Origin of the sequence: Flavobacterium akiainvivens, assembly GCF_001278115.1 — a bacterium.
GTDB lineage: Bacteria > Bacteroidota > Bacteroidia > Flavobacteriales > Flavobacteriaceae > Flavobacterium > Flavobacterium akiainvivens.
This window is the reverse complement of sequence record NZ_LIYD01000005.1, coordinates 3,183,139-3,199,654: the sequence shown is the minus strand read 5'-3', so window position 1 is coordinate 3,199,654 and position 16,516 is coordinate 3,183,139. Positions and strand designations below refer to the sequence as shown.

The 16,516-nt window shown below is 44.6% G+C and carries 18 protein-coding genes and 1 pseudogene; 15 read left to right on the top strand and 4 right to left on the bottom strand.

Annotated features, from left to right (window positions below):
- Positions 1–13: 13 nt before the first annotated feature.
- The 4 genes and pseudogenes from AM279_RS14410 to purD form a co-directional block, all read left to right on the top strand.
- Positions 14–1,105, top strand: a pseudogene (locus tag AM279_RS14410) (O-antigen ligase family protein); the annotation flags it as partial.
- Positions 1,106–1,308: 203 nt separating this feature from the next.
- Entirely contained in the window at positions 1,309–2,292 is a 984-nt protein-coding gene (locus AM279_RS14405) for a UDP-glucuronic acid decarboxylase family protein (protein WP_054408732.1), read from the top strand.
- A 3-nt stretch (positions 2,293–2,295) separates the two neighbouring features.
- Positions 2,296–3,621, top strand: coding sequence for an exopolysaccharide biosynthesis polyprenyl glycosylphosphotransferase (locus AM279_RS14400; RefSeq protein WP_054408731.1), 1,326 nt, complete (start codon positions 2,296–2,298; stop codon positions 3,619–3,621).
- Positions 3,622–3,651: 30 nt separating this feature from the next.
- Positions 3,652–4,923, top strand: a complete 1,272-nt coding sequence (purD, locus tag AM279_RS14395) for a phosphoribosylamine--glycine ligase (RefSeq protein WP_054408730.1) — start codon at positions 3,652–3,654, stop codon at positions 4,921–4,923.
- On the opposite strand, the gene AM279_RS14390 is transcribed toward purD, so the two are convergent.
- Positions 4,918–5,148, bottom strand: a complete 231-nt coding sequence (locus tag AM279_RS14390; protein ID WP_054408729.1) for a DUF6341 family protein — start codon at positions 5,146–5,148, stop codon at positions 4,918–4,920. The genes purD and AM279_RS14390 overlap by 6 nt on opposite strands.
- A 47-nt stretch (positions 5,149–5,195) precedes the next feature.
- Here AM279_RS14390 and AM279_RS14385 point away from each other — a divergent pair, with 47 nt between their 5' ends.
- Positions 5,196–6,125: a DUF6427 family protein gene (locus AM279_RS14385; RefSeq protein ID WP_054408728.1), complete on the top strand. Its 930-nt coding sequence runs from the start codon at positions 5,196–5,198 to the stop codon at positions 6,123–6,125.
- Here the strand turns inward: AM279_RS14385 and upp are convergent.
- On the bottom strand, positions 6,120–6,773 hold the full coding sequence (upp, locus tag AM279_RS14380) for a uracil phosphoribosyltransferase (protein WP_054408727.1): 654 nt from the start codon (positions 6,771–6,773) through the stop codon (positions 6,120–6,122). The two genes, AM279_RS14385 and upp, sit on opposite strands and share 6 nt — an antisense overlap.
- Before the next feature lie 67 nt (positions 6,774–6,840).
- Between upp and AM279_RS14375 the strand changes: the two genes are divergently transcribed.
- The 5 genes from AM279_RS14375 to AM279_RS14355 all read left to right on the top strand — a co-directional run bounded on the left by AM279_RS14375 (position 6,841) and on the right by AM279_RS14355 (position 11,051).
- A complete protein-coding gene (locus tag AM279_RS14375) occupies positions 6,841–7,446 on the top strand; it encodes a DUF4254 domain-containing protein (RefSeq protein ID WP_054408726.1) in 606 nt (201 codons plus the stop codon).
- A 40-nt stretch (positions 7,447–7,486) separates the two neighbouring features.
- Complete coding sequence (locus AM279_RS14370; protein ID WP_054408725.1) at positions 7,487–8,542, top strand: glycosyltransferase family 9 protein; 1,056 nt, start codon at positions 7,487–7,489, stop codon at positions 8,540–8,542.
- Positions 8,543–8,676: 134 nt separating this feature from the next.
- Positions 8,677–8,862, top strand: a complete 186-nt coding sequence (gene tatA / locus AM279_RS14365) for a twin-arginine translocase TatA/TatE family subunit (RefSeq protein ID WP_054408724.1) — start codon at positions 8,677–8,679, stop codon at positions 8,860–8,862.
- Positions 8,863–9,171: 309 nt separating this feature from the next.
- Positions 9,172–9,732: an NADAR family protein gene (locus AM279_RS14360; protein WP_054408723.1), complete on the top strand. Its 561-nt coding sequence runs from the start codon at positions 9,172–9,174 to the stop codon at positions 9,730–9,732.
- Between the two features lie 560 nt (positions 9,733–10,292).
- A complete protein-coding gene (locus AM279_RS14355; RefSeq protein ID WP_143090393.1) occupies positions 10,293–11,051 on the top strand; it encodes a hypothetical protein in 759 nt (252 codons plus the stop codon).
- A gap of 58 nt (positions 11,052–11,109) precedes the next feature.
- On the opposite strand, the gene AM279_RS14350 is transcribed toward AM279_RS14355, so the two are convergent.
- Positions 11,110–11,511, bottom strand: a complete 402-nt coding sequence (locus AM279_RS14350) for a DUF5684 domain-containing protein (protein ID WP_054408721.1) — start codon at positions 11,509–11,511, stop codon at positions 11,110–11,112.
- 340 nt (positions 11,512–11,851) lie between these two features.
- Positions 11,852–13,972, bottom strand: a complete 2,121-nt coding sequence (locus tag AM279_RS14345; RefSeq protein WP_054408720.1) for a Tex family protein — start codon at positions 13,970–13,972, stop codon at positions 11,852–11,854.
- 118 nt (positions 13,973–14,090) lie between these two features.
- Between AM279_RS14345 and AM279_RS14340 the strand changes: the two genes are divergently transcribed.
- From AM279_RS14340 to AM279_RS14325, 5 genes are all read left to right on the top strand, one after another.
- The gene (locus tag AM279_RS14340) at positions 14,091–14,813 is read left to right on the top strand and encodes an HNH endonuclease (RefSeq protein WP_054408719.1); all 723 of its coding nucleotides are present in this window, start codon (positions 14,091–14,093) and stop codon (positions 14,811–14,813) included.
- A 42-nt stretch (positions 14,814–14,855) separates the two neighbouring features.
- Positions 14,856–15,002, top strand: coding sequence for a hypothetical protein (locus tag AM279_RS20680; RefSeq protein ID WP_160316455.1), 147 nt, complete (start codon positions 14,856–14,858; stop codon positions 15,000–15,002).
- Positions 14,999–15,487, top strand: a complete 489-nt coding sequence (locus AM279_RS14335) for a DUF6882 domain-containing protein (RefSeq protein ID WP_054408718.1) — start codon at positions 14,999–15,001, stop codon at positions 15,485–15,487. The genes AM279_RS20680 and AM279_RS14335 overlap by 4 nt, the downstream gene beginning before the upstream one ends.
- A gap of 56 nt (positions 15,488–15,543) precedes the next feature.
- Positions 15,544–15,933 carry a hypothetical protein gene (locus tag AM279_RS14330; RefSeq protein ID WP_054408717.1) on the top strand — a complete coding sequence of 130 codons (390 nt, stop codon included), beginning with the start codon at positions 15,544–15,546 and terminating at the stop codon, positions 15,931–15,933.
- 66 nt (positions 15,934–15,999) lie between these two features.
- Positions 16,000–16,422 (top strand): hypothetical protein, encoded by a 423-nt coding sequence (locus AM279_RS14325; protein WP_054408716.1) that lies wholly within the window; start codon positions 16,000–16,002, stop codon positions 16,420–16,422.
- Positions 16,423–16,516: the final 94 nt, after the last annotated feature.

The following is a 16,516-nucleotide window of genomic DNA, read 5'->3' as shown; positions in this document are numbered from 1 at the left end:
TTAAAAACTTTTAATGCAAAATAATTACAATGCGCCCATATCTGTACTCCTGAGGCGGATAGGGATTACCCCCGGTAAAAAATCGCTGGTGTTTTTTATATCACTGGTGGCGGTAACAGTACCGGCAGCCCACGTTTATAACAGTTTTGCAGTTATATGTTTTGTACTGTTTTCTGTACTCTCTGCTTCGCGAAACAACATGAAGCCAGCCGGTGCGCTTTTAATTCCCATAGCATTATATGGCCTTATGGCACTGTCTTTATTATGGAGCCCAAACACTAAAATAACTGCCGCAGCGCTGGGCAAAGAAGCCGCGCTGCTGTTTATACCCCTTGCCTTTATTTTAAACCGCCCGCTGCCACCCCGCAGCATTAACGCCGTGCTTAAAAACTTTAGCCTGGCCATGTGCGTTTTTGCCATTTTTCTTATAGGGCGTGCATTTGTAAGGTATGTTATAGAAGGCAACCCCGCCGTGTTTTTTAATAATGAACTGGCCTCGCAAAGCATATCCGTTTACCTGGCTACGTTTTTTTCGCTGGCATTGTTTGTGTTTCTGGTAAAAGAAAGGCAAACCTACTGGGGCTATGCTGCCACTGCTTTTTTGCTTGTTATGGTTATGCTGCTTTCAAGGCGCGTTATTATTATAACCGATTTGTTTATTATAGCCGCCTACTACATTATAACCCCCGGGTTTATGGTAAAAAAACGAATAATGCTCATTTCGGGCTTCTTTGTATTAGGGGCCGCATTTATAGCCTTTGGCAATCTTTCGGGCCAAACATTCCCTACAAATAAAAACCTGCAGGGCAGCAACCAGCACACCGTTAGCATTAGCGAAGCCTGGAACAAAGACACCTTTAGCCCGCACGACGGCTTTACCGGCCCGGCTTTCAGGGCATACCGCGCAAGGATGCTTGTGCAAATGTCTCAGGAAAAAGGATTTATACTAACCGGTGCCGGATTAAATGCATCGGGCGCAAAAGTGCAGCAAATTGCACAGCAGGACAACACCACACATACCGGCTGGGACAACACCCCATACAGCAAGCTTAATTTTCATAACCAGTACATGGAAATATATGCCGACCTGGGTATTTTTGGCCTCATACTGGTGCTTGTACTGGTTGTATACAACTTTGTAAAGGCTGTTAAAAATAAATATTTTATACACATTGCTTTTTCAATTCTTATGATAAGCTTATTTTTGACCGAATCATTTTTATGGCGTCAGAAAGGTGTGGTTTTCTTTACCCTGTTTTACTGCTTATTTAATGATTACAAGCCGTTAAGGCAACTAAAAAAAACGCAATGAAAAGAATTTTAATAACCGGTGCAGCAGGCTTTCTGGGCTCTCACCTGTGCGAGAGGTTCCTTAAGGAAGGATATTATGTTATAGGCATGGATAACCTTATAACCGGCGACCTTAAAAACATACAGCACCTTTTTAAAGATAAAAATTTTGAGTTTTACCACCACGATGTGTCTAAGTTTGTACACGTGCCGGGCGAACTTGATTATATACTGCACTTTGCCTCTCCGGCAAGCCCTATAGACTACCTTAAAATACCCATACAAACCCTTAAGGTGGGCTCGCTGGGCACGCACAACCTGCTGGGACTGGCCCGTGTAAAAAAGGCACGTATACTTATAGCATCTACATCTGAAGTATACGGAGACCCGCTGGTGCACCCGCAAACCGAAGATTATTATGGCAATGTAAACACCATAGGACCAAGGGGTGTTTATGATGAGGCTAAGCGCTTTCAGGAGTCTATAACCATGGCATACCACACGTTTCACGGTGTAGACATACGCATTGTGCGCATATTTAATACCTACGGCCCCCGCATGAGGCTAAACGACGGCCGTGTTATACCTGCATTTATAGGCCAGGCGCTGCGTGGCGAAGACCTTACCGTTTTTGGCGATGGTATGCAAACCCGTTCATTTTGCTTTGTAGATGACCAGGTAGAGGGCATTTTCCGCCTGCTGCACAGTGATTATGTACACCCTGTAAACATTGGCAACCCTGATGAGATAACCATTAAAGATTTTGCCGAAGAAATTATAAAGCTTACCGGCACCACCCAAAAGGTTATATACAAGCCCCTGCCGGTAAACGACCCGCTACAGCGCCAGCCCGATATTACACTGGCTAAAAAGCTGTTGGGCTGGGAGCCAAAAGTAAGCCGCAGCGAAGGCATGAAAATTACTTACGACTACTTTAAGTCGCTCAGCAAAGAAGAGCTTTTAAAAGAAGAGCACAAAGATTTTTCTGAATACATACGTTAAACCGTGCAGGCAGGCAAGATTGTTACTTATATAAAACCGCTTAATGTACTGCTTGATATTGCAGCCATTACCCTACTTGGAAATTATTTTTTTAGTTCCCTTGTGCATAATGATGTGCACTTTTGGTGCTACCAGGTTATTTTTTGGTGTGCAATAGCCTACTTTTCAAAGTATTATGAGGCCTATCGCTTTACAAATGCCCTGCAGCATTTTTACAAAGTAGCCATACAGCTGTCTTTATATCTTGTGGCAATAACCGGTTTTTTTGTTTTTTCGCGCCCAGCCATTTACAACGTTACAGCAGTAACGGGTTACATTACAATGCTTTTAGCCGTTTCTGCGGTATTAAAAATCAGCGCCTACGTGTTGTACTGCGCCATGCCTGTGTACCATCCTGAAAATGCCATTATTGTGGGCGATGAACTTTTATTGCCTTCCGGCGAAAGGAGCAGGCTTTTAAAGGCATTTTTGCCCGGCGCCATACCCGAAACCACCACACAAACCGTATTAGCGCAGGCCATGGCCTTTGCAAAATCAGGCAATGTGCAAACCATTTACTGCTCAATGGCGCAAACCACGCCGTCTCAGGCATACGCATTAAAGCAGTTTAGCCAGAAAGAGGGCATAGCACTGCGCTTTGTGCCAGATAACATTACTTCGCCCCTTAAAAGCCTTACAATAGACTACTTTGAAGCCTTTCCGGTATTTATAGCACAAAAAACACCACTACACAACCCGGCACTGAAAATCTTTAAGCGCATTTTTGATATCATCTTTTCATCGCTGGTTATCATCTTTGTGCTGTCGTGGCTTACACCCATTATAGCGCTTATTATTAAGCTTGAAACCAAAGGGCCTGTGTTTTTTAAGCAGGGCCGCCCGGGTATAGATGAAACCGAGTTTATATGCTACAAGTTCCGCTCAATGGGGGTTAACCGTAACAGCGAGGCCATGGCCGTTAAAAACGATGCCCGCGTTACAAAATCGGGCAAGTTTTTGCGCAAAACCAGCCTTGATGAGCTACCGCAGTTCTTTAATGTGTTTCTTGGCGATATGTCGGTAGTAGGGCCACGCCCGCAGCTGTGGTATCATAATAACGAATATAAAGGCCATATACACAAGTTTAGCGACCGCCTTCTGGTAAAGCCCGGCATTACCGGCCTGGCGCAGGTAAGCGGCTACAGGGGCGAAATAAACAGCGATGCCGAAATGCAAAACCGTATTCGGTATGATGTGTTTTATATAGAAAACTGGTCTATACTACTCGATATCAGGATTATAATTCAAACTGTGGTAAATATTTTTATGGGTGAGGAAAAAGCCTATTAATATTTACCTTTGCACAAACAACAATACAACATGAATATTTTACTACTTGGTTCAGGCGGCCGCGAGCATGCCCTTGCCTGGAAAATGCTTCAAAGCCCGCTGTGCACTAACCTTTTTGTAGCCCCCGGTAATGCCGGTACTGCTGCCATAGCACAAAACATAAACATAAGCGCTACTGATTTTGCAGCTGTTAAGCAAACTGCGCTCGATAAGGCTATTGATATGGTGGTGGTAGGCCCCGAAGACCCTTTGGTTAAAGGTATTTACGACTTTTTTAAGGCCGATGCCCAGCTAAGCCACATTCCGGTAATAGGGCCGTCTCAATATGGCGCCCAGCTGGAAGGCAGCAAGGAGTTTGCCAAGAAGTTCCTGATAAAGAATAACATACCCACAGCTGCTTACGACAGCTTTACAAAAGATACGGTTGAAGAAGGATGTAAATTCCTTGAAACCCTAAAAGCCCCTTATGTGCTTAAGGCAGATGGCCTTGCAGCAGGTAAAGGTGTGCTTATACTTAACAGCCTTGAAGAAGCCCAGCAAGAGCTGCGCAACATGCTTGTAGATGCCAAGTTTGGCGATGCAAGCTCTAAAGTGGTTATTGAGGAGTTTTTAGACGGTATAGAGCTGAGCTGCTTTGTATTGACCGATGGCAAGAGCTACAAAGTACTACCAATGGCTAAAGACTACAAGCGCATAGGCGAAGGCGATACAGGCCTTAACACAGGCGGTATGGGTGCCGTGAGCCCGGTTCCGTTTGCTGATGCCGAGTTTATAGCTAAAATTGAAGAACGCATTGTGAAGCCTACCGTGCAGGGCCTTCAAAATGAGAACATTGACTACAAAGGTTTTGTGTTTATCGGCCTTATAAAAGTGGGTAACGATCCGTTTGTAATAGAGTACAACGTGCGCATGGGCGACCCTGAAACCGAAGTGGTTATACCGCGCCTTAAGAGCGACCTGGTTGAGATTTTTGTTGCCATGAGCAACCAAACCCTTGAAAACGTGGCGTTTGAAATAGACGAACGCAGCGCTACAACCGTTATGGTGGTAAGCGGTGGCTACCCTGAAGATTATGAGAAGGGTTGTGTTATTACCGGCCTTGAAAATGTAGAGGGTTCAATAGCGTTCCATGCGGGTACAGCCCTTAAAGATGGCCAGGTAGTAACCGCAGGCGGGCGTGTAATTGCAGTAACAAGCTATGATTCAGACTTTAAGGTAGCCATAAAAAAATCTTACCAAAATATAGAAAAACTACATTTTGATAAGATGTACTATAGAAAAGATATCGGCTTTGACTTATGATAAGAAAGAGTGAGCCGTAGTATCCTGATCGTCGTCGTTATTTTCTTTAAAGATTTGTAACTGCTTCATCCAGTATACAAAAGCGCCACAACAAATGATAATGAATATCCAGGTCATGGTGTTGGCAAGCCACCAGTTTTCCAGCTCAAGCCTGCGCAAAAAGTCAAGCGGAATGAAAAGGAAATCAGTAAAAAGGGAACCAAGGGCTTCAAAAAATCCAGTCATTTTTTACAAGTATTATATTTACAGTAGCAAAAGTATAAAATTATAGCATGTTAGCAAGCTTTTTCAAAAAATCAAGGCCTATAAATTATGCGATTATTGGCGCAGCCCTGCTTTTGTTCTATGTATTATACCTAATCAGGGAGGGCGAGTGGCTGCAAAACCCCATTATGATGGCCCGTAAAGCCGGACTGCTGGTGCTTTTGGCGGCATCGTTGTTTTTAACGGGTTTTGTAACCGTTAAGAATACACTTACAAAAAACAACACCTATGCCCTGCTGCTGTTCATGCTGTTCCTGGTGTTGTTTCCTACCACCATGAGTAATGACAACATTATTATTGCAAACTTTTTCCTGCTTTTGGCGCTAAGGAGGCTTATTTCATTACAATCGCTCATTACCCCGAAAGAAAAAATATTTGACGCCTCGTTCTGGATATTCGCGGCGTCAATTTTTCACTTTTGGAGTTTGAGTTACATTGTTTTGGTGTTTATTTCCATAATTTTTCACGTGGCGAGCGATTACCGCAACTGGATTATACCCATAATTGCATTTTGCACCGTGGGCATTTTATATTTTATGGCCGGCCTTATTTTGGGCCACGGATTTTTTGAGCACGTGCAGGAGCAGCTTAGCATAAGTTTTGACTTTACCTATTTTGAAAACGTATACCAAAACATAGCCCTGGCCATTTTTGCCAGTATAGCGCTTTTGTTTACCGTGCCTTACATACCCTCTATAAGCAGCAAGCCGCTCAATTTGCAGTCGTCGCACAAAAAAATACTGGCCTCATTTTTACTGGGCGCAGGTATTTATGCACTATCTAATAATAAGAATAACAGTTATTTAGCCTTTACCTTTGCACCGCTTGCCATTATGGGGGCTAACTACATACAGGCCCACCCCAACAAGTGGGTGCGCGAAGCCATAGTTATGGGCATAGCGGTTGTAGCTATTGCCATTTTTGTGTTGCAGCTATAACTTCACCCCATACGCCAAATCACCGGCATCGCCTAATCCCGGCACAATGTATTTCTTTTCGTTCAGGTGGCTGTCAAGGCTGGCTACCCAAAGGTGTACGCTATCGGGCAGGTGTTCCTGTAAATAAGCTACTCCCTCTGGCGCGGCAATAACCACGGCCAGGTGCACCTGTGCGGGGGTAAATTTTTCTGCCAGCTTTTTATACACCGCCTCTGCCGAGAACCCCGTGGCCAGCATGGGGTCGGCCAGTATAAGCGTCTTGCCCGTCAGGTTTGGCACCGCCATATACTCGGCTACAATTTCAAAATAATCATCGTTATTGGGGTGGTGGCGGTAGGCCGATACAAACCCATTTTCGGCACCATCAAAAAAAGACAGCAGCCCCTCGTGCAGTGCCAGCCCGGCGCGCAATATGCTGCATACCACCACCTCATCGGCAATAAAAGCCGTTTCCTTTACACCCAGCGGCGTGGTTACGGCAGCCGGGGCATAGTGCAGGTTTTTGCTTATTTCATAGGCCATAACTTCGCCTATGCGGTGCAGGTTTTGCCTGAAGCGCATACGGTCGCCCTGCACCCCTACATCGCGCAGCTGTGCCACAAAGTGGTTAAGGATACTGTTATTTTCTGAAAGGTAATGTACCGTCATATTGCAAAAAATAGTATATTTCAACCATAAATTTATTAAAAAACTATCTTTGTAAAAAATTTAGTATATGTTTTCATCACTTGCATTTCCTGTTTTTGAACAGAGTATTAACGATTACCACCAGTTTGACGATATTAACCAGCCTGTAAACAACCCTTTCCGCAAAGATAAGATTGAGCACCTGCTGTATGCCAAAAACTGGGTAGACACCGTACAGTGGCATTATGAAGACATAGTGCGCGACCCTAACATTGACCCGGTAGCGGCGCTGGACCTTAAGCGTAAAATAGACGCCAGCAACCAGGTGCGTACTGATATGGTAGAGTATATAGACAGCTATTTTCTTGAGCAGTATAAGCATATTACCCCTAAGGCAGATGCTAAAATAAACACCGAAAGCCCTGCCTGGGCCATAGACCGCCTTAGCATACTGGCCCTTAAAATATACCACATGCGCGAAGAGGCTACCCGCCCCGAGGCCACGCCCGAACACCGCGCAAAGTGCCAGGAAAAACTAAACGTGCTGCTGGAGCAAAAGAAAGACCTTAGCACCGCCATAGACGAACTGCTTGCCGATATTGAAGCCGGCAACAAATACATGAAAGTGTATAAGCAAATGAAAATGTATAACGACGAGGAACTAAACCCCGTATTGTACCAAAATAAAAAGTAAACTGACACTAAGCATTTAAGGTTATCCCCCTTTTCTTACAATGCCACACAAACACAAAGGTTACAAACACATACTCGTACTACGCTTTTCGGCAATGGGCGATGTAGCTATGACGGTGCCCGTTATACGGGCACTGGTACAGCAATATCCGCACCTTAAGATAACCGTAGTATCGCGCGTGCAGTACAAGCCGTTTTTTGACGGCCTGCCGCACGTAAGCTTTGCCGAGCCCGATTTTGAGCGCCGCCACAAGGGGCTTAAAGGCCTGCTAACGCTTTATAAAGACCTCAAGGCGCTGCACATACACGCCGTGGCCGATTTGCACAACGTGCTGCGCACAAAGGTGCTAACGTTTTTATTTAAGCGCCGCGGCAAAACTGTGGCAACGCTCGATAAGTTGCGCGATAAAAGGGCAGCGCTTACCGCACCGGTTAAAAAAGCGTTTGAACCCATGCCCCACGTTACACAGCAGTATGCAGCCGTGTTTGCCGGCCTGGGCCATGCGGTAGACCTTAGCAACCCGGTTTTCCCGGAGCGTGAACCCCTTACCGAAGACATTACAGGTACCATAGGCACTAAAACCGGCACCTGGATAGGCATTGCCCCGTTTGCACAGCACGCCGGCAAAGTATACCCAAAAGACCTTATGCAGCAGGTTATAGACAGCCTTGCCGCACAGGCCAATACTACAGTATTGCTTTTTGGCGGCGGTAAAGATGAGGCCCATTCGCTTAAAAGGTTTGCAGGTACAAAGCAAAACGTGGTGGTTATAGCCGGTGGCAAGCTTAACCTTAAGCAGGAACTAAAGGTTATAAACAACCTTGATGTAATGGTAAGTATGGACAGCGCTAACGGCCACATGGCAGCCATGCTGGGCACTAAGGTAATAACCCTTTGGGGTGCTACCCACCCCTACCTGGGCTTTGTGCCGTTTATGCAGCCCCAAAGCCGCCAGCTAATGGCCAACAGAGAACAATATCCTGCATTGCCCACATCGGTTTACGGAAATAAACAGGTTAAAGGCTATGAAGATGCCATGCGCACCATAACGCCCAATGCCGTTGTAGATAAGGTTAATGAGGTTTTAAAACAGTAATATTTTACGGGCAGCCACACAATCAATATGTTAATTTATTGCCTGTAAATAAAACCAGGCTTAAATATTTACCGTAAATTAGGGTGTGAATTTATTTTATAGTTAACTTTGTCGCGAATTAAAACATTAAAGTCATGGGTGGTAAATTTGGTTTAACAGAAATCCTTTTAATACTGGCAGTTGTAGTATTGCTGTTTGGCGGAAAAAAAATTCCGGAACTTATGAAAGGTTTAGGTACCGGTATTAAAGAATTTAAGAACGCTGCTAAAGACGAAAACACTGCACCTTCTAAAAAGGCACAGGAAGAAAATAAATTATAATATCTTTTTTTATTATAAAGGTTAGAATCCCCTGTTTAGGTTTAAATAGGGGATTCTTGTTTTAAAAAAGCTACTGAGCTACTGAGCTACTAAGTTATTTAGCTACTTAGCATTTTAACATACCACCGACCCTGAAAGGGTCGCGCATATTAGCCGGGGGCAACGCCCTCGGGCATTTTAAGGGCAGGAGTGGCATTCCCCTCCCCAGGAGGGGTGGCCGCAGGCCGGGGTGGCTTTCAAACATTTAAGATTTCAAACACCGCCCTAAATTAAACCGCCAATCCTTACCTTTACACAAACCAAACCACAATGCAAACCTACTCCTTACCGCAGCTTATAGCAGATTTAGAAAACGGCGCACAGCTAAAATACCTGTATTTTTGGGGCAACACCCCGGCACACAACAACACGGTAGATAAATCGTGCTTCAGCCAGTGGTATGATAGCCCGTTTACAGAGAATGGCATTACCTACAAAACCGCCGAGCACTACATGATGGCACAAAAGGCATCCCTTTTTGGCGATACCGAAATAGAAAAACAAATAATAAACAGCGTAAAGCCCGGCGAAGCCAAGGCACTGGGCCGCGAGGTTCGCAATTATGACGAACACCTGTGGGACACCCACAAGTTTGACATAGTAGTGCAGGGCAGCATACTTAAATTCAGCCAGAACAAAAACCTGGGCACCTACCTGCTTACCACGGGCGACAGGGTATTGGTAGAAGCCAGCCCCATAGATGCCATTTGGGGTGCAGGCCTTGCGGCAGATAACCCTGCCATACACAACCCCCGCGTGTGGCGCGGCACAAACCTTTTGGGCTTTGCCCTTATGGAAGCCCGTGATTATTTGCGCAAAAAAGGGTTGTAAGCAGGAGTGGTATTCCCCCTTTCGGATTGATTTTCAGGTCCCGTCATTACGAGGAGGAACGACGAAGTGATCTTTTAAACTACTGAGCAAATCGTCTTGTACCCTTATTTATTATGGACACACCGACCCTGAAGGGGTCGCGCATATTAGCCGGGGCAACGTCCTCGAAAGTATAGTAAAAAGCACTGTAGCTCCCTTTGTGTTCCNTTACTTGTTTGATAACATAGAAATCTTTGTGCCTTGATGTTTAAAATAGTATAGTCTTACATCAACCTTGAAAAAGCCGGTAGATATTATAAAGGTAAGATTGGCATTCCCACAAAGCTTTGTGGCCTTTAAAAGTAAAGGCTTCGTGAACGTAGTGCAAAAACTTGGTGGCCTTTGTGTCAAAAAATTAAACAGTACTTATACTGCCACACCAATACCGGCAGAGTGGATTCATCTCCCCCGGAGATCCCGATAGCTATCGGGAGAAGGGCTGGGTTGTAAATCATTTCAAAAATATTCAACCTCGATATTACGTTATACACTAAAAACCACAAATAAGCCTCTCTGCTGCCATGAAACCAACCTGCCTCACACTTATCCCGCTTTTTGCAGTTATGGGCTGTAAAGACGTAAAAACAGCAGAAAAACCCCTGCCCCAACCTGCACCCGTGCATGATTCGCTTCCACCTGCCCCATCACAGGCAAATGCAAAAGCCAGAAAAACATTTGAACCTTATGTAAGCGAGCAGTATGCTGACAGCACTCAAATAGGCATAAAAGGTAAAAATAAGGTGGAACTGAAGGTTATTACCTCACCCGACACGATGTATGCCGACATTAGGTTTTATGCGAAAGAAAACCAAAAATGGATAGAAAAACAGCACCTTACCTGGCCTTACGAGGCTACTGCCTGCAACCCTAAATATGCCGACTTTAATAACGACGGGCATAACGACTTTACCTTTAAAACAATAAACACCGCACGTGGCGGTAACGATGCCCGCATACTGTTTATGTATAACAAGCAGTCGGGGCTCTTAAAACCCATAAAAAACTCAGACAACTACTCCAACCTGCACTACAACAACAGGCTTAACTGTATAGATGCCTGGGCGCTTCACGGCGGTACCACTACATCGTTCCTAAGCATTGACGCCGACACCCTGCACCTTTTTGCCAGCGTCAACGTTTTTGACGGCCAGCTTGAAGTACATCGGTACAATAAAAACGGCAAAGAAACCCTTATACAGCAAAAAGCTTATAACGAAGATTTTCCGCGCTTTAAAAACTTTGACCCCCTTGAAGAATACACCGAAGCCGACTTTAAATAAAAAAACCCTCCTGTATGATGACAAGAGGGTTTCAGGTATTCAAATTTGGGTTAGTTAACTAAATCTTGTAAGGCTTGGCATCGGCGGGGTTTGTGTATACCGCGCTTTTATCAAACGCCAGTGCCGGAAAAAACACCTGCGGAAAAAAGATGCTCAGCACCGTATATTCTTCCTGCTTGCCAAACGCCCTTATAAAAAGGTTGAGCGCCCATATGGCCCATACTACCCCCGCAAGCGGAATAAGCATAAGCAGCAGCCACCACCACGGCTTATTTACCATTTTAAGCATAATATAAGCGCTATAAATGGGTATAAGCGCTTTCCAGCCCGGCTGGCCTGCCTTTGCAAACAGTTTCCAGAATGCCACCCCAAGTACCACCAATTGTACAAAAAATATAGCCAGGCAAGCCAGTATGGGCCTGTAGTCTATATTAAGTGCATCGAGTGCAGGGTTTTGCATTTTTTATTTTTTTCGGAATACGAATTTATACATTTACCCGAAACCTGCAAGCAAATTTTAGTTAGGCATGCATAATATTTATTTAGATTATGTATAAGGTTTTGTAGTTCAGTGGTTTGTGTTTTTAATGTTTTTGTCGTGCTCAGCGGAGCTCAGTGTTACAACTCACCCCGGCCTGCGGCCACCCCTCCGAGGGAGGGGAATGCCACTCATGCCCTTAAAATCCGTGTTAATCCGCTTTGTCACCCTGAGCTTGCCGAAGGGCGTGTCATCCGCGTTTCATTATAACGCGTACCGTGTAGCTCCCAACAACCATCAACCGGCAACTAACAACCAACAACTACAAAATCATCGTCAGCGCTACCCTTTTCCTGGCCTCATCTACCTCGGTTACTTTTACGGTAACGTGCTGGTGCAGTTTTACAACTTCGTTTACATCGCTTACAAAGCCCTCCTTAAGCTGCGAGATGTGCACCAGGCCGCTTTCCTTAATGCCTATGTCTACAAAGCAGCCAAAATTGGTAATGTTATTAACAATGCCGGGCAGCACCATGCCGGTACGCAGGTCGGCCATTGATTTAACGTTAGGGTCAAACTCAAACACCTTGGCCGACTTTCTTGGGTCAAGCCCCGGTTTTTCGAGTTCCTTAAGGATATCCTGCAGCGTAAGCTTGCCTATTTCGGGCGTAACATAGCCGTCTACATGTATTTTTTTGATGGCCTCCTTGTTGCTTACCAGGTCGGCCGTTTTGAGTTTTAAATCCTTTGCCATTTTCTCCACAATGGTATAGGCCTCCGGGTGTACGGCACTGTTATCCAGCGGGTTCTTTGCATTGGGAATACGAACGAACGCCGCCGCCTGCTGGTAGGCCTTCTCCCCCAACCTTGGGACTTTTTTAAGTTGCTTGCGGTCTTCAAACGGACCGTTCTCGCTTCGGTAGGCCACAATGTTTTCGGCAAGCTTCTCGCCTATGCCCGATACATATCCTAAAAGCGACTTACTGGCGGTATTGATGTTTACGCCAACGGAGTTCACGCAGCGCATTACCACGGTGTCGAGCTCGTCTTTAAGCTGGCTTTGGTCCACATCGTGCTGGTACTGCCCTACACCAATGGCTTTGGGTTCAATTTTTACAAGTTCGGCAAGCGGGTCGCTCAGGCGGCGGCCAATAGACACCGCACCCCTAACGGTAACGTCATACTGCCCAAACTCCTCGCGTGCAATTTTAGACGCCGAGTACACCGAAGCCCCGGCCTCGCTCACCACAAACACCTGCACAGGCTTGTCCCACGCAATTTTTTTGATGAAATGCTCTGTTTCGCGGCTGGCGGTACCGTTACCAATGGAAATTGCATCGATTTTGTAGGCGTTGACCATAGAGCGTATTTTTTTCATGGCAATGGCCGTTTCGTTTTGCGGCGCATGTGGGAAGATCGTTTCGTTATACAGCAGGCCGCCCTGCTCGTCAAGGCACACCACCTTACACCCCGTCCTAAAACCGGGGTCGATCGCCAAAATGCGCTTCTGCCCCAGCGGCGGTGCCAGCAACAACTGCTGAAGGTTGGCCGCAAACACCTGTATGGCAACGGCATCGGCTTTGGCCTTGGCCTCGCCCAGCACCTCGTTACTGATTGCCGGGCCCAGCAGGCGCTTGTAGCTGTCGTCTATCGCCAGGCGCAGCTGTGCGGCAGTTTCTCTCTTGTTTTTTATAATGGCCTGGTCTATAAAGTCAATCGCCTCATCATCATCAACCTCAACCTTAAATTTTATTACACCCTCATTTTCGGCACGAAGCATGGCCAGCAGGCGGTGCGACGGCGCTTTGGCAAGATTCTCGCTCCAGTCCAGGTACTGCTCAAATTTTTTGGCCTTCTCCGGGTCGCCACCCTTGGCTATTTTTGTGGTAATGGCTGCTTTGCGGCCAAAAATGCGGCGCATGCCTTTGCGCACGTACACGTTCTCGTTAATCCACTCTGCAATAATATCGCGTGCTCCTTGTAGCGCCTCGTCTTCATTGGCCACCTTGTCATTCAGGTACTTGCCGGCAAGGTAATCCATATCGTCGGCGTTTTGCGCCATGATAATCTTGGCCAACGGTTCCAGCCCCTTTTCGCGGGCGGCATCGGCACGGGTTTTCTTTTTCTTCTTAAAGGGCAGGTACAGGTCTTCCAGGTCGTTTAAATCAAAGCTGGCGGTTATTTTAGCACTTAGCTCAGGCGTAAGGGCGTTTTGCTCTGTAATAGCCTTTATAATGGCCTCCTTACGCTTTACAATGGCTTCGTAAGCCTGGTTGTATTTGGCAATCTGCTCTATGATAACCTCGTCAAGGTTGCCGGTTTTGTCCTTTCGGTAACGGGCAATAAAGGGTATGGTGCAGTCTTCAGCCAGCAGTTGTACGGTGGCCTCAATGCCCTTGGCCGGGGCGCTTACCAGCCCGGCTATGTATTGTATGTTTGTCATCGATAAGTGGAAATAAGGAATGCAAATATCAAGAAAAAGTTTTTGGGGCGGGTGGGGTGAGGGGAGATTTTTTGTGTAGGGAATTTTGTATGTTTGGGAGACTAAAAAACCTCATATCATGGAAGAAAAATTCCTAACTTGGATTAAATCAAATAACAATCATATAACTAAACCTGAAAAGTACTCATCCACAATAACGACAATTTCTAATCATTTTAAAAAATCATTCAATAAAGAAATTGATTTATATAAAATCATTGATTTTAGACAAGCTTCATTACTAAGGGATGAATATTTCAGTCGTGAAGAATTTATTTCAAAAAATGTAAAAGGCAATCGTATGTATAGTAGATCATTTGATTTATATATTGAATTTTTAGAATTAAATACTGATATGATTGATGAAGTCATTTTAAATAACATTAATAGTGATACATCATTAACTCAATCAGAAAAAACCACAATAATTTTAAGTAGGATTGGACAAGGAAAATATAGATCAGATTTAATAAATTTATGGAACACCTGTTCAATTTCAAAATTTAAGGATATAAGATTGTTAATAGCTTCACATATTAAACCTTGGAAAATCAGTAATAATTCTGAAAGAATAGATAAATTTAACGGACTATTACTATTACCAACTTATGATAAACTATTTGATCTTGGTTTTATATCATTTGAAGATTCTGGAAAAATTATTATTTCTAATGAAATAAGTGATCTTGATTTAATTGGTATAAATCCTAATATTAGGATTGATTTAAAACCTGAAAATATAAAATATATACATTATCACAGAGAAAATGTTTTCAGAAACAGCTTGCTTGCAACAACCTAAAAAGCACGCACAAATGTCCGCGCCAGCAAAAAAAACTCACACATGCAAAACAAACCAAACGACCATTTTAAACCCATGACGGTTGAAGAATTAAACCGCAGGATTGACCAGTCTGAAGACGACTTTAAAAACGGCAGGTATAAAACCAGTGCTGAGATGCTTGAGAAATTTAAGGATAAACAACCGTGACCTACCAAGACTTCGCCGCACAGTGCCACCAGGAGCTACACACCCTTCAGGACGAAATGCATACCCGCTACGATATAAACAGTTATGCCAACTGGTATTATGACCAGCAAACAGGGCTGTTTACGTTTTCAACAGGGGAGGAGCAACTCAATTTCAGGTATGCCGATGTGGGCTCGTTATCTGAAAAAAGCAACACATGGATGTGGGCTTGGCATAACGAAAGTGTATTAGCCAAAGCCCGTAAACCGGCTGAAACCATAAAGCAATATGGCGAAACCCATGGCTTTGAACAGCTTACCACTGGCGTTTTTGAAGCCGATGAATATGATGCCTGGGAATTTGCCGGTATAGCCCTGAAGCTGTTGGGCGGTATTGGCGTGTACAGGCCATATTCTGACAACCTTAAAAAATTTGTAATTTTACAGGAGGTAATCCCTAATGAAGAAGCACAGGCCATAAAAGAACGTAATTTAGAGAATAATTAGAGATACCTCAACTCCGCAAGCTCCGCTCAGCATGACAAAAACGTTTAATAATAACTATGTTCAGTTTCTTTAAAAAACGTCCCAAACAAGATGAACTTGTGGGCATTTGGCAAACCACTAACGAAGGCGGTTTCCATATTGTTATGGGAACTGAGCTGGTACTGAACGCTGATGGTACCGGAAACATGTACTCGTGGGGACAGGACGATGAAGAACCCTATGAATACCGCCACGAGGTACAATGGCGCCGCAAATCGGCCAATAGCATTGCCATTAAAACGGAAGGAGAGGAACATTTTACCGAAGTAAAATACAAAATAGAACCTTATAAAGGCTCGTACAATATAGTATATGATATGCTGTATGACCCCGCACATAGTATACCCTGGCGTAAAGAAAGCAGGGGATTTTGGACAGTGTATGAAGAACTGTATAGAAACAAGTAAAATGAGGTGCTTCGGCTCCGCTCAGCATGACAAAACCACTCCGCAAAACATAACAAACTCTCAACCATGAAAACAACACTTTTAAGCCTTTGCGTTGCCGCCCTGTTAACCTCGTGCGACGGTGCCTTTACCCATTACATTACCAATACCAACCAGGAGGTCGTAGATCAGCTGCGCAGCCCATCAGACAGCACATTTAGCCTTTCCGTTAACCGTATGACAGAATTAGTACCCAAAAAAAAGAGGATAGTGGTAACCACCAAAAAAGAAAACACCGGTGCTATAGCCGTAACGGTAAACGGAGAAAAACGCAGTATAAAAACAGGTCACAATGTTAATAACGGCCTGCACACCTATTACCTCTCTAAAATAAACATTAAAAACGGCGACAGCATCTCGGTAGACTGGGATTCCGAAACCTTTAATTTTGTAGTGCTGGATAGCGCAAAGCCTGCAATAAATTATTATATATCTGCTGCAAAAAAATAACCGCAACAGCCTTAAAGAGATTCTTCAACTCCACTGAGCATAACAAATCTCAAAACACTAAAAATCCGCCAAACGGCGGATTTTTTATTGCATC

What these genes read in the sequence shown, in the direction of transcription:
- AM279_RS14405 (WP_054408732.1), top strand. Translation starts at nt 1,309, where the DNA reads ATGAAAAGAATTTTAATAACCGGTGCAGCAGGCTTTCTGGGCTCTCAC.
- purD (WP_054408730.1), top strand. Translation starts at nt 3,652, where the DNA reads ATGAATATTTTACTACTTGGTTCAGGCGGCCGCGAGCATGCCCTTGCC.
- AM279_RS14390 (WP_054408729.1), bottom strand. Translation starts at nt 5,148, where the DNA reads ATGACTGGATTTTTTGAAGCCCTTGGTTCCCTTTTTACTGATTTCCTT.
- AM279_RS14385 (WP_054408728.1), top strand. Translation starts at nt 5,196, where the DNA reads ATGTTAGCAAGCTTTTTCAAAAAATCAAGGCCTATAAATTATGCGATT.
- upp (WP_054408727.1), bottom strand. Translation starts at nt 6,773, where the DNA reads ATGACGGTACATTACCTTTCAGAAAATAACAGTATCCTTAACCACTTT.
- AM279_RS14375 (WP_054408726.1), top strand. Translation starts at nt 6,841, where the DNA reads ATGTTTTCATCACTTGCATTTCCTGTTTTTGAACAGAGTATTAACGAT.
- AM279_RS14370 (WP_054408725.1), top strand. Translation starts at nt 7,487, where the DNA reads ATGCCACACAAACACAAAGGTTACAAACACATACTCGTACTACGCTTT.
- tatA (WP_054408724.1), top strand. Translation starts at nt 8,677, where the DNA reads ATGGGTGGTAAATTTGGTTTAACAGAAATCCTTTTAATACTGGCAGTT.
- AM279_RS14360 (WP_054408723.1), top strand. Translation starts at nt 9,172, where the DNA reads ATGCAAACCTACTCCTTACCGCAGCTTATAGCAGATTTAGAAAACGGC.
- AM279_RS14355 (WP_143090393.1), top strand. Translation starts at nt 10,293, where the DNA reads ATGAAACCAACCTGCCTCACACTTATCCCGCTTTTTGCAGTTATGGGC.
- AM279_RS14350 (WP_054408721.1), bottom strand. Translation starts at nt 11,511, where the DNA reads ATGCAAAACCCTGCACTCGATGCACTTAATATAGACTACAGGCCCATA.
- AM279_RS14345 (WP_054408720.1), bottom strand. Translation starts at nt 13,972, where the DNA reads ATGACAAACATACAATACATAGCCGGGCTGGTAAGCGCCCCGGCCAAG.
- AM279_RS14340 (WP_054408719.1), top strand. Translation starts at nt 14,091, where the DNA reads ATGGAAGAAAAATTCCTAACTTGGATTAAATCAAATAACAATCATATA.
- AM279_RS20680 (WP_160316455.1), top strand. Translation starts at nt 14,856, where the DNA reads ATGCAAAACAAACCAAACGACCATTTTAAACCCATGACGGTTGAAGAA.
- AM279_RS14330 (WP_054408717.1), top strand. Translation starts at nt 15,544, where the DNA reads ATGTTCAGTTTCTTTAAAAAACGTCCCAAACAAGATGAACTTGTGGGC.
- AM279_RS14325 (WP_054408716.1), top strand. Translation starts at nt 16,000, where the DNA reads ATGAAAACAACACTTTTAAGCCTTTGCGTTGCCGCCCTGTTAACCTCG.